The organism is Melioribacter sulfuriphilus, from assembly GCF_052656625.1.
On record NZ_JBQXXK010000004.1, the window covers coordinates 302,464 to 315,153 of the forward strand.

The 12,690-nt window shown below is 37.0% G+C and carries 12 protein-coding genes; 2 read left to right on the top strand and 10 right to left on the bottom strand.

Features of this window, described 5'->3' with window-relative positions; translation table 11 throughout:
* Positions 1-6: 6 nt before the first annotated feature.
* The 5 genes from ACUN8G_RS06915 to ACUN8G_RS06935 all read right to left on the bottom strand — a co-directional run bounded on the left by ACUN8G_RS06915 (position 7) and on the right by ACUN8G_RS06935 (position 4,604).
* Positions 7-657 (bottom strand): tetratricopeptide repeat protein, encoded by a 651-nt coding sequence (locus ACUN8G_RS06915; protein WP_437347596.1) that lies wholly within the window; start codon positions 655-657, stop codon positions 7-9.
* Positions 658-2,136, bottom strand: a complete 1,479-nt coding sequence (locus ACUN8G_RS06920; protein WP_437347595.1) for a cellulose synthase family protein — start codon at positions 2,134-2,136, stop codon at positions 658-660.
* A 16-nt stretch (positions 2,137-2,152) separates the two neighbouring features.
* Positions 2,153-2,671 carry an LPS assembly lipoprotein LptE gene (gene lptE / locus ACUN8G_RS06925; protein ID WP_437347594.1) on the bottom strand — a complete coding sequence of 173 codons (519 nt, stop codon included), beginning with the start codon at positions 2,669-2,671 and terminating at the stop codon, positions 2,153-2,155.
* A complete protein-coding gene (locus ACUN8G_RS06930) occupies positions 2,658-3,767 on the bottom strand; it encodes a sigma-54 interaction domain-containing protein (protein ID WP_437347593.1) in 1,110 nt (369 codons plus the stop codon). Before ACUN8G_RS06930 ends, lptE begins: the two co-directional genes overlap by 14 nt.
* A gap of 63 nt (positions 3,768-3,830) precedes the next feature.
* The gene (locus ACUN8G_RS06935; protein ID WP_437347592.1) at positions 3,831-4,604 is read right to left on the bottom strand and encodes an MBL fold metallo-hydrolase; all 774 of its coding nucleotides are present in this window, start codon (positions 4,602-4,604) and stop codon (positions 3,831-3,833) included.
* Between the two features lie 89 nt (positions 4,605-4,693).
* Between ACUN8G_RS06935 and rimO the strand changes: the two genes are divergently transcribed.
* Together rimO and ACUN8G_RS06945 are read left to right on the top strand one after the other, a co-directional pair.
* The gene (gene rimO / locus ACUN8G_RS06940; protein ID WP_437347591.1) at positions 4,694-5,983 is read left to right on the top strand and encodes a 30S ribosomal protein S12 methylthiotransferase RimO; all 1,290 of its coding nucleotides are present in this window, start codon (positions 4,694-4,696) and stop codon (positions 5,981-5,983) included.
* Positions 5,984-5,999: 16 nt separating this feature from the next.
* Positions 6,000-7,280, top strand: coding sequence for a GWxTD domain-containing protein (locus tag ACUN8G_RS06945; protein ID WP_437347590.1), 1,281 nt, complete (start codon positions 6,000-6,002; stop codon positions 7,278-7,280).
* Here the strand turns inward: ACUN8G_RS06945 and ACUN8G_RS06950 are convergent.
* The 5 genes from ACUN8G_RS06950 to ACUN8G_RS06970 all read right to left on the bottom strand — a co-directional run bounded on the left by ACUN8G_RS06950 (position 7,274) and on the right by ACUN8G_RS06970 (position 12,511).
* Positions 7,274-7,969, bottom strand: a complete 696-nt coding sequence (locus tag ACUN8G_RS06950) for a FecR family protein (RefSeq protein WP_437347589.1) — start codon at positions 7,967-7,969, stop codon at positions 7,274-7,276. The two genes, ACUN8G_RS06945 and ACUN8G_RS06950, sit on opposite strands and share 7 nt — an antisense overlap.
* A gap of 14 nt (positions 7,970-7,983) precedes the next feature.
* The gene (locus ACUN8G_RS06955) at positions 7,984-9,843 is read right to left on the bottom strand and encodes a transglutaminase domain-containing protein (RefSeq protein ID WP_437347588.1); all 1,860 of its coding nucleotides are present in this window, start codon (positions 9,841-9,843) and stop codon (positions 7,984-7,986) included.
* Positions 9,844-9,934: 91 nt separating this feature from the next.
* Positions 9,935-10,819: a hypothetical protein gene (locus tag ACUN8G_RS06960; protein ID WP_437347587.1), complete on the bottom strand. Its 885-nt coding sequence runs from the start codon at positions 10,817-10,819 to the stop codon at positions 9,935-9,937.
* A gap of 80 nt (positions 10,820-10,899) precedes the next feature.
* Positions 10,900-11,946, bottom strand: a complete 1,047-nt coding sequence (locus ACUN8G_RS06965) for a hypothetical protein (RefSeq protein ID WP_437347586.1) — start codon at positions 11,944-11,946, stop codon at positions 10,900-10,902.
* Positions 11,947-12,382: 436 nt separating this feature from the next.
* Entirely contained in the window at positions 12,383-12,511 is a 129-nt protein-coding gene (locus ACUN8G_RS06970) for a hypothetical protein (protein ID WP_445480919.1), read from the bottom strand.
* Between the last annotated feature and the right edge of the window lie 179 nt (positions 12,512-12,690).

The window sequence follows — 12,690 nt, forward strand, 5'->3', positions numbered from 1 at the left end:
TTTTTCTCACATAAGTCCCGTGTCAATTATCCGGTTTATCTCTTCGATTTTTTGCTTGAAATAGCCTGCCTTTTCAGGATTAGACTTAGCAAGGTCTCTATAAATTGCTATAGCCTCTTTGTAATTCTTTTGCGCTTCATAAATTTTAGCCATCGTTTCAGTGACAATTCTTGTTTTCTGAATTTCGGGTAGAGCAACAACAGTGTCGTCTCCAGCATCCGGATTGTATTTTATACGAGCTTTGCTTAATACCTCAGCTAATTCATCCAGTTTGTCTTCAATGGAATTTTTTGTATCGTTTTTATCATTAAAAAACTTGCGTATTTTTAATCCTTCTAAAGATTTAATTTCATTTTCAATCTTATCAATCATTTCGAGATAATATTTTCCGGAAAACGAATTTTCATAGAGCGCCGAAGCTGTATGAACATCCTTTCTGGCTTCCATAACTTTACCAAAATAAGCATAGGCCATTGCTCTTATGTAATAAGCTGTAGGATAATCGGGATATAGTTCCAGTCCTTTGTTTAAAATTTCGATTGCTTCATTCACATTTCCCTCATCGAGTAATATTTTGCCTACACGGGCAAAGAGAGAGGAACGAGGGTTAAATTCATAGATTAATTTAATTTTATCTTCTGTAATAGTTCCGTTCAATTAAAACCCATCATTTAACTGACGTTTCTTAATATATGCCTGTCTCAGAGACATCGCAGATACGCCGGCAAATCCCGTAAAAAACATCAATTGGAAAGGTAAGGCTGCAATTTCCATGAAATAAATTGATGCCACAACTCCAATAAAACAATAAACCGCTAAGATCAATTCGACGTAAGTCGATGCCTGAACGCGAGTCGATTTGAAATACTTATTTTTAATAGGATTATCGTTCTTTGTAACAACTTTGAATTTCGGTGTCCTCACAAATTCGCTTTTCCGATTCAACAATCCTTCGATGACTGCGCGCGTGTTGTTCAAAGCAAGTCCCATACTCCCGGCCATAAAAAGAGGGAAGAGTACAATCCTTTTACGCCAGTCAGGATAAACATCTTTTTGAGCGAACATGTAAAAAAGGAACGACCCGATAAAAGCTATAACAAAGATTGCCATTATGTTAAAAAAGCTCCAGTAGGGACCAGCATTTTTAATGAAAATCAACGGGACATTCAAAATACCCGCAAGTAATATAAATGGGAAAACAATATTGTTTGTAAGATGAAAAGTGGAATGAATTTTAAGTCTAAGGGGAATATTAGAGTTCCAGACAAGAGGGAGAATTTTTTTTGCCGTTTCAACTGCACCTTTAGTCCATCTGAACTGCTGAGCTTTGAAAGCATTCATTTCGGCTGGCAATTCTGCAGGAGTGGTAAAGTCTCTCAGATAAATAAATTTCCACCCTTTTAGTTGAGCCCTGTAACTGAGGTCGAGGTCTTCGGTTAATGTGTCGCCTTCCCAGTTGCCGGCATCTTCAATACAATCCTTACGCCATACACCGCCGGTGCCGTTAAAGTTGATAAAAAATCCGGCTTTATTTCTGACGGTCTGTTCGATTACAAAATGTCCGTCGAGAGCCAATGCCTGTATACGAGTAAGAAGTGAATAATCTTCGTTCAGGTGTTCCCATCGAGTTTGAACCATCCCGACTTTTTCGTCGTAAAAATACCGGAGAGTATTTTTAAGAAAATCTTTTTTGGGAATAAAGTCGGCATCGAAAATAGCCACGTACTTCCCTTTTGCTGTTTTCAATCCTTCTTTCAGGGCTCCAGCTTTGAATCCTTCGCGCGTTCCCCTTCTGATGTGCTTGATGTCGAATCCTTCTTTTTGTTTCTCTTCAACTAATTTTGCTACCACTTCGACCGTTTCGTCAGTTGAATCGTCGAGCACCTGAATTTCGAGCTTATCTTTCGGATAATCCATATTGCATACGGCATTTATTAATCTGTCGACTACATACATTTCGTTGTAAATAGGCAGTTGAACTGTAACAGTTTCCAGAGGGACGTCGTCTTTAGCTTTATGCATTTTCCTTTTATACTTTTCGTGATAATAGACCATTATAAATCCGTAGCTGCCGAAAAAGAGAAGTATCGACAACGAAAAGATATAAGCATATAAAATTATTTCATCGAGTACCATAATTTACTCCTTTTTTTTACCAGTTAGACACCACCGCAAGAAGAATATCGTCCGCTATAAAATCGAGCACCCGCTCGATGGCATTATTTCGGACGGTTATCAAATCTGCACTGTCAGTTTCATAGTCGCTATATTGTGAAAAATTTCTTTCGAATATTTTTTTCTTTTTGATTAAATCACGATAGACAACTTTTACATTTATTGTAATTCTTTGAGTTGTAGCAGTTTCGTTTCCACTCACAACCGACAATTGATCCGTAAGAGAAGTTATTGCGGCTTCGAGTATACAATCGGGATTAGAACTGTTGACTACTTTGAGCGTATTATCGTGAGTAAATTTTTCGATTAATACCGTAGTCAGTCGTTCTCCCAGATTAGGTTCTGCCTTACCGCTGCGATCCTCGATTGTCGGTATCGAAATAGTTTGAAGATGAGGAGGCACTGAAGCACCTGTAAAAGAGTAGGAACAGCTCGTTACAATCAAAGCCGGCATTGTTAACAATACCATAACTAATATTTTTCTATTGTATGCCATACTCCTTCAGTTTCCGATAAAGAGTTCTTTCACTTATATTGAGCAATCTGGCGGCTTTCCGTTTGTTATTTCCCGTAAATTTAATTGCATTAAGTATCGCCCTTTTTTCGAGTTCTTGAAGCGGTAAAACTTCTTCCGGGTTGATTGTTGTGGATGTGGAATTGTTTTCGGGTGTATTATTTAGAGCGATATTTTTTAATTCTATCAAATCTTTCTTAATCTCAATTAGTGCTCTGTAAATCATTTCCCTGTCGAGAGCTTCGGGTGAACGATTTAAATGGACAGGTAAATTTCGTGGCGTCAATTCTTCAACTGCCTCCGGTACGAGTAAAGGTTTCAATAAATCTTCGTCGATAATACCATTGCGACACAAAGCCGCTGCAGTTTCAACCACATTTTTTAGTTCACGAATATTTCCAGGCCAATTATAATTTACCAGCAATTCTTCTGCGCCTTTGGTAAACAACGGCAATTTAATTTGATTGGCCTCGGCAAATTTTCTAAGAAAGAAGAGCACCATATCGAGAATATCTTCTTTCCTTCTTCTTAATGGTGGAATAAAGAGCGTTACAGCTTTTAACCTGAAATAGAGGTCATTTCTGAACTTTTTGGCGTCGACTTCTTTTTGCAGGTCTTTATTTGTAGCTGCAATAATTCGAACGTCCACCTTTGTAACTCTTTCGCTGCCAATTGGCATAAACTCTTTCGTTTCGAGCACGCGGAGCAATTTGACCTGAGTGGTCAGAGCCATTTCTGCAATTTCGTCTAAGAAGAGAGTTCCACCGTCTGCAATTTCGAAATATCCTTTTCGATCTTCTGTAGCGCCAGTAAAAGATCCTTTTTTATGGCCGAAAAGTTCACTTTCCAGAAGTGTTTCGGGAATAGCTCCACAATTAACGCTTACAAGTGGTTTGTCTGAGCGTTTGCTGAAACCGTGTATCGCCCGTGCAAATACTTCTTTTCCTACTCCACTTTCCCCCGTAATTAATACGGTTATATCACTCTGAGCAACCTGCATGGTTATATCAATCAGATCCCGTATTTCCTTCGACTTACCTATTATACCGTATTTCTTCTGGAATTCCTCTATTTGCATTATTCAATTATTTTTGAGTCTGTAAATATAATAAATGAATCGTTCAGTTGTACCGATTTTTTCTTAGCCCAATGTTTCGACTAATCCGTCGTGACAGATAGTTATCTTATCCCTAAGAGCATCGTCGAGGTTTTCGTACCAATCGACCAATTTGCCAAACTTTTCATCGTCGATGTGGGTAATGAATATTCTGCCGGGATTAATTTTTTTAAAAACAAGATATAAATCTTCCGGTTCTATATGCGCCATCTCTGTAATAAAAACATCAGGTTTAAGAGTGTCAAAAAGGTAGAGGTCATCCGGGCTACCGACATCAGACGTGTATACTATCGAATTACCAGCGATTGTAAATGAAAGACTGGAAGAAACAAACATCGATTCCGAGTAAAATTCGATATCTCCTTTGGGATAAATATGAGAATTCTGTTTTGCCATAAAACTAAAATCTTCCGCCACAGTCACTTTTTCGGCAAGGCGGTATCCAATAATCTTTAAATTAAAACCTAGAGCTTCGGGAAACATGTAGACATAATAAAGGAGATTAATCAATGGTTCGACAAGATTTTTGTGTGTAAAAAGTGTCAGCTCCCTCTTACGTCCCGCAATTTTCATTTGAGTAATCAAAGCGCCAATTCCCGTAAAGTGGTCGGCATGATAATGAGTAAAAATAATTCCATTAATCGAATTGAAATCAATCGACGAATTCATCAGAGCTTTAGCCACTCCGTCGCCGGCGTCAATTAATAAATTGAAAGCGGCAGTTTCCAGATATATTGAAGAATGGAATCTTTCCTTACTCGTTTTTCCAGAGCCAGTGCCAATAAATATTATTTTCATAATATCACTGAGTAATTAATAATCATAATTTCTGATTGCACTTATAAATCACTATTTTTGTTATGCCTAAACAATAAGAAAGACCCGAAATGCCAAAGAAAGAGAAAATATCAGTTATCACATTAGGATGTTCAAAAAACACGGTCGATTCAGAACGCCTCATGAACCAGCTTAAAATAAACGATTTTGAACTGACCGACAACCCTGAAAATGCAGATTCAATTATTATCAATACATGCGGTTTTATTGAAGCCGCAAAAGAAGAATCGATAAACACAATTTTATCCGCCATTGAACTTAAGAAAAAAGGTCAATTAAAAAAAGTTATCGTTTCCGGATGCCTTTCCGAAAGATATATGAACGATTTAAGGAAAGAAATTCCTGAGGTGGACGCTTATTTTGGTACAGAAGCTTACGAAGGAATTCTTAAGGAATTCGGCGGAAACTTGAAATATGAATTGCTCGGCGAACGACTCCTAACCACACCGAAACATTTCGCATATCTTAAAATTTCCGAAGGTTGCGACAATCCCTGCTCGTTTTGTGCCATCCCGTTGATGCGAGGCAAACACAAAACAAAGCCAATGGAAGATTTAATTGCCGAAGCTGAAAAATTGAGCAGTCAGGGCGTCAAAGAACTTATCCTAATCGGTCAGGATACTACCGATTACGGAATCGACCTCTACGGTAAAAGAAATATATCTGAACTGATAAATAAACTTTCGGAAATTAAATCAATCGAATGGATTCGTTTAATGTACGCCTATCCTTCACATTTTCCCGAGAGCCTGATTGAAACTATTGCTTCGAATCCCAAAGTATGCAAGTATATCGATATTCCTTTACAACATATTTCTGATAATGTACTCAAATCGATGAGACGTGGAATTACAAAACGCCGGACACTGGAACTTCTGAACAAAATGCGTATGTCGATTCCTGAACTAACGTTGAGAACCACTTTTATTACCGGCTATCCTGCCGAAACCGACGCCGACTTCGAGGAGCTGGCTAATTTTGTAAAAGAATTCGAGTTCGAACGATTCGGTGTATTTACATATTCAATGGAAGAAAATACTCCAAGCTTTATTCTGGGCGATCCGCATTCAGAAGAATTGAAAGAAAAAAGAAAAAACATTTTAATGGAAATTCAAAGTGACATTTCGTATCGCAAAAACGAAAAGTTAATTGGTAAAAAACTCAAGGTATTAATCGATTCTTATGAAAACGGTGTCTATATCGGTAGAACGGAGAGAGACGCTCCCGAAGTTGATTGCGAAGTATTTGTAGAAACAAACGAGAAACTCAAGATTGGCAATTTTTATGATACCGTAATTTATGATTGCAACGAGTATGATTTATTTGCTAAATTGGATTAAAATTATCGGGGTAAAAATGAAACGCTTCGTATTATTATTTGTTTGCTTTGTGTATACAATCTCGGCACAGGTGGAGTCATCAGAAGATATTAACATTAGTAAATTCGAACCCATTTTTTATACCGATTTCGTACAATACAAAGTAGCCGATGACACAAACAAAATCCGCCTCGACGTTTTTTTCCAGGTACCGTATGCAAATATACAATTCGTTAAAAAAGGCAATACATTTTTTGCCGAATACAGTCTCTCTGTTATATTTTACGAACCCAAAACCGACAAAATGATTTTCGAAAGAATCTGGAAAGAAAGAATTTCTACAACGGATTTTGACGAAACTATTTCAAAAAACAATTTCAACATCTCCTATAAATCATTTCCGCTTGATGCAGGCGATTATAAAATTAAATGCATTCTCGAAGACACCGATTCAAGAAAAACACATTCGTACACCTACAATGTATCGTTAAAAAAATTCAATCGCGATCTTTCGGCAAGCGACATACTACTTGTTAAGGATATCCTGAAGAATGAAAGCGGTGAAGTAATTGTGCCGAATGTTTCAAGAATAGTAACAAATAAAGATAACGTTCTCCGCTTCTATTACGAAATCTATTCAACAGAGAAAAGGGAGTTAGAGATAACATATTTGCTCGAACACCTCGATAGCGAAAATAAAATAGAAGAAAAAAGAACACTCAGTCTCAATGAAGGAATTAACACGGTTTACGATTCTTTAAGCACATTAAAATTTATACTCGGCACTTACAAATTACTGATGACCGCAAAAGATATCAAAAGCAATTTAAACGCCGAAGCTCAAAAGGTCGTATTATCTAAAATAACCGGATTACCAAATTCGATAACAGACATCGACAAAGCAATTGAACAGATGATTTACATCGCCTCGCCCACCGACCTGGCATATATAAAAGAAGGAAAAACTTATGAAGAACGGCTGATGAGATTCCTTGAATTTTGGGACAAGAAGAAACCTAATCCCAAGATGTTAATAAATCCCATTATGAACGAATACTATAGACGAGTGGAGTACGCCAATAAAAATTTCAAAGCATTTGGAAACGAAGGCTGGCGCACCGACATGGGAATGATTTATATTACTTTTGGCCCTCCCAGTTACGTCGAGAGGCATCCGTTTGACCCGGATTCCAAACCGTATGAAATATGGGACTATTACGAACTGAATCGCTCATTCGTATTCATAGACCAGACCGGATTCGGAGACTATAGACTTCTTAATCCAGATTACAGTCGCTGGCCTGGTTATCGTTACTGAGAAACTTCAACCATTTTTTCCTTCAGCAATTTGCTGATTTTTTCCAGCCGTTTCTTGCTCTCGGAGTCTAAATTGTATTGTGATATATCATTGACTTCTTCAGCTGCTTCATTAATAAGATTCATCTCGAGCATTAATTCAACAAAGTAGATACGGTCGGATATCCGTTCTTTTGTTGAAGGATATTTTCTATAGGTTTCTTTCGCAAGTAAAATGGCGGACTCTTTATAACCATTTTTAACAAGTTGTTTTGCTCCATTTAATTTTTTGACACCCAGCAAATTGGAAGCCTCAGATTCAGTTTCAATCCTGCGTTTTTCAATTTTTTCGCCGTAAACGGCAGTATTACGAGTTTTGTTATTGTTTTTGCCGGGACGTATATTTTTAATTTCTTCAGAAGCCAGAGCCAGCAAAAGTTCGTTAAGTGTCATCTTTTTTATGTTATTAATTCCGAGTGCTGAATTATCTTCAAGAATAAATCTCGAGCTACCACTTTTCAAATAGACTGCTGAATTTTTTCCAGTTGAAATAATGTCCGTTCCTGACAATTTCATCCCTTGCTTAACAGGTTTCCAGTTTTCTTCCGAAGTAGTTAGAACTTCAACGTCTCCCCTAACTTTTTCAACTTCGAACGTCTGTGCAATTATTGAGATTGTAAAAACTATCATCATTGCAATTATTTTTTTCATTATGATATTCCTCCTTAATAAATATCAATAATAACCACTGTGCCTTTTGAGAGACCCAACTTTTCAATTGCCTCTTTATTAAATTTATCTGCACCGGCTGTCCATGCATCTTCAAAGCCACTCAAGACAGTTGTTTCTATTGGCAGCCAGATCTGGTCGACTCCTTCTTCATTTTTTCGCACTACTACTTTATTGTCGTTATTTGTTATCTTAAATAATTCTGAAGGAGTCAGCTCCGTATTAACGAGTAAATTAACATGACTAACACCGCTTGGATTTTTGTAGTCTACAAAAGCTGTTTGAATGCCAATACTTTCCAGCATCGAAGAGAAGCACACACTCAAATCATCACAATCGCCACCTTTAAGTTCAATCGTTTCATGGGGAAACTGAACACTCTCCGTACTGGATCTCGGATCAGATACATATTCCAGACTATGCGAAAATTCATCGTAAAGAATTTTTATTTTCCGGAAAACGTCGGCAGTACTTTCTCGCGGATATTTATTGAGAATCTCTCTCGAATATTTGTTCGTAAATTCAAAACCTTTTCTGACAAAATAAATTAGATTGAACACATTACCATCCCAGCTGTTTTTATCGTGAAGTAAAACTGGTTTTTGAATATAATCGTCGGGCTCCGATTTGTCGGTGTAGAGATAAAAATCAGCTTGTTCAATTTTTCTTTTGTCCACATCTGTATTCGAGACAGTAGTAAAAAAGCCGATATCGACCGTGTCGCCAGGCAAAATTTTTACCAACGGTGAAAATATCGGCTCGTTATTGATACTTTTAATGAAACTCGCCGGACGTACTTCGACAATTTCATTCGAAATATTAACCACCCTTCCGGTTGCAAACGGTTTGTTGAAATAAATTTCTGAGAGAGTTGGGTAGATATCCGAATCGATCGAAACATCGATGAATTTAACAAGCTGCTTGCTTTTGAAGCTCAATGCCAGATTAAAATTCACAAAAGCTCTGTCGACGCTGTAAGGATTATTAAACAAACTATAAATTCCCTCATTCACCAGTGATTCAGTTGTATTATTAGTACTGGCTGAAACATATTTTATTGCGCCTGTGGATATAGTATATCCGTCTTTTGTAAAGGCAATCGAAGGGATAACAGAAGAAATAAAAGGGTGTCTGAACTTATCGTGTGAAAAAAGAGTTCCAGCAGTAACTATTCCACCTGCTAAATTGAACGAATAATTTAATCCTGCATAAAAGGCTCTGTATTTTTCGAATCCATACTCGTAACCAAATTTTGCCATAAATTTATCATAGCTTTTTAATTGAAGCGAGGCGCTTATTCCCTTTTCAGTTCTTAAAGAATAAAGACGGCTTGCTTCGCTTGAATTGTCTTCCTTACTTATAAACAAATTAATTGTAGAAAGTGAGATTGATAACCTCTCATTCAACACATAATCAAATCCCAAATCACCTCGCCAGAAGTTATCGCTCAATTCCTCTTCTTTAATAGAAATATAATTTACGCTGTCGGTATAAAATAAAATTGGCGATTCCTCTCTGAAAGTTTGCTCGAAATATCTGAGAGAAAAACCAAGATTGATATCTGAAGATAATTTATAGGAATAACTTATTCCGAATTTTTCTGAGTAATTTAATTCTGTTTTTAAACTGGCAATTGTATCGGGCAACTGAATAGTTGTACTGCTTTTGATTATAAAATTCTGTACGATACCTGGACTGTAACGAAAATAGAAATTATGATTACCGAATGCTTTTGAAATCGAGAGTGAATATAGATTCGAATTAAAACGGTTTTCGTTCTGGAAAGAAAAAGATGCCATCAGCTCGAAATCTTCCGTATTAGAAAAATTTGATATGTTGCCTTCGAGTCCGTTCATGCGAAACCTACTGGTGCTATTTAAATAACCATAATTATCGATGCTTTGCTGAGCGTAAATATTTTTCTGTCCAATGAACAGAAAAAATAATTCAAGGCAGATCGATACGAATATTATGAATGCTTTCCGAAACGATATAGGAATCATCAATAAATTTATCTGTGTTTTCAATTTTTCTAACAAAACTAACAATTAAAGAACGGTTGTCTTTATCAATAATATTTTTAAAAACTTTGAAAGGTACTTTCATATTTCCATTGTCATTTCCCTTCACACTCATGAGAGGATTAACTTCCCCGTCCTGATTAATAGCTGCAAATACGATTTCTACACGTCCTCGTCCTTCTGGATTCCATTCGAGGTCAAAATACGCATCACTGGCATTCCTGTTTCCAATTAATCTAACCCTTCCGATAATTTCAGATGGTGTGGGTATGTCAAATTCGATATTTTGACCATGTCCACTAATCACTCTAAAATTTACTTTGCCGCTATAAGGAAAGTCATTCCTCCTTCCAATCGTACTCATCATTCTCTGCGATGCAAAATATTTAACACCCAGTAACGTATCGACATATACAGAACCAATTCTATACTTCACTCTATGTTCAATTTTTCTTGCCTGGAAATTGTTAAAAAAGACAGAATTCATTTGCAAGGTTTTGTATCCTAACATATACCCATTGCCTGTTTGAACTGGGTTCGATTTATCGTTGAAAATTGCATAGTAATAACCTTCGGTCTGAACCGTTCTAAAGTTCGTGTTGCGAACCCCAACAACACTTACGACAATACTTTTATCGATGTTCCGTTCGACAATTCCCGTGCTATCGTAATCCAGATTTGCGGATTCAGCTGCAACAGCTTCAAATTCGACCTCAGAAGTATTGGTAACTTCAATTAATTCGGTCGGAAGCGGCTCGCCGCAACTGAATACTAAAATTGCTAACCACAATATTAATGTTAAGTTTCTCATTCTTTAAGTCCTACCTCAAATAATATGAGGAGGCAATTGCCTCCTCATAAAATATAATTATTTAACTAAATATAAAATGTTTATTGAATGAGATAAGGAATTCCCCATGTCTTTTCTTCAACCGGTGAATCGGTATCATTAATCACTGTCTGAGGTAACATATTGACTACTGCGTGCATATATCCGGGCATTGTATTTGTGATAATGGTTTTTTCGTATGTACGGGTGTAATAGACACCGTCGAATTGAGTATCGACCAATTCAAAGCGTTCTTTGACTCGATTACCTTTATTTATTATCGAGGCGCCATGCGTTACGGTGATAAAGTCAGGCTCTTCATAAATACTTCTTACTTCGACAGTAATTGTAATAGGTTCTCTTTTTCTTACAAAAGGAATCAATCGATCAATTCCTCTATTGCCATATTTATTGCCATTATTATAATGCTGCTGTCCAGCGGTATTACCATTAGCTGAATTTCCTCCGTTCATGGTCTGCTCTATGGTCATAAGTCTTCTTCCTAAATCAAAGAAATAATCATTGGGGGAAGTAATTGTAATTGAATTACCTTCGAGCGTTGTTAGTGTTACTTTTGTAATGGCTATATTATCAGTCGAAGTACCGGCTTCGGGCAATGACATACCGATTATTTTCCAGTCGACAAGATTGTCGCCTGTGCTATCGACACGCTCATATTTAATTTTACGTGTCATAACGGTAGTAAAAGGTTTTTTGACCAGCGTATCGGGAACGCCCCTTTCCTCGTTAAACGAACCAAGAATAAGAAGTTCTCCCTCAAACCTCTTTGTAAGTGTACCGAGAGCAGTATCGGCACCGTATTCAATCTGCAGATCACGTTCTACGAGATGAATTACCTGCCCTACTCTTAAAGGATAAATTGTTTTAGCCAGACCACTTCCTAAAATACTCATGGCGTCTTCTTCATTAAAATTGGGTTCAAAGGAGTTGACCGCCTCGTCTTCGTAAGTAATTTTTTCCAGTGCGGCTTTAACTGATAAACCCGATTCGGGCTCAGTAATTAAACTATTGTCGTTACAACCGGCAAATAATAATGCTAAAAATATAAATGCTGCCGGAATTGCCATAAAAGAACTTCTGATTTTCATTTTTACCTCCGTTTTTTGTGTTGATGTCGTTATTCCGGCTTTGAAAATACATACAACGTGCCAGTTTCAATTTCTCTTAAAAAGGCAAAAAATCAAACTTTTTCCGATAATAAATTGCCTGGAAAACCGCATTAAATGCCTGGAAAGAAATAAATCAGTCATTTAAGAGAATTGAAAACAGTATTAATCAAGAAATTAATTCGACATATTTAAGTTTTTATTAATTTAATCTTGTGTTCTGAATGTTTTCTAACGGTGTCTTCGGTACGCCCCTTCGGGGCTACTCAGACACCTTTTGTATTTCATTGCGTAGTCGCTGAGTAGTCCCGATAGGGATGTATCGAAGTAGCGGACTGATTTAGCAAATTCTGGTCTATTTTTGTTCTTTCAGATAAGTCTTTCCTATTTTTCAAGGGAAATCGCTTCATCGGGCTACTCAGATATCTTCTAAATTTTCATCGTGCGGTTGCTGAGTAGTCCCGATAGGGACGTTCGAAGTAGCGGACTGATTTAGCAAATTCTGGTCTATTTTTGTTCTTTCAGATAAGTCTTTCCTATTTTTCAAGGGAAATCGCTTCTTCGGTCTATTCAGATATCTTCTAAATTTTCATCGTGCGGTCGCTGAGTAGTCCCGATAGGGATGTATCGAAGTAGCGGACTGATTTAGCAAATTCTGGTCTATTTTTGTTCTTTCAGATAAGTCTTTCCTATTTTTCAAGGGAAATCGCTTCATCGGGCTACTCA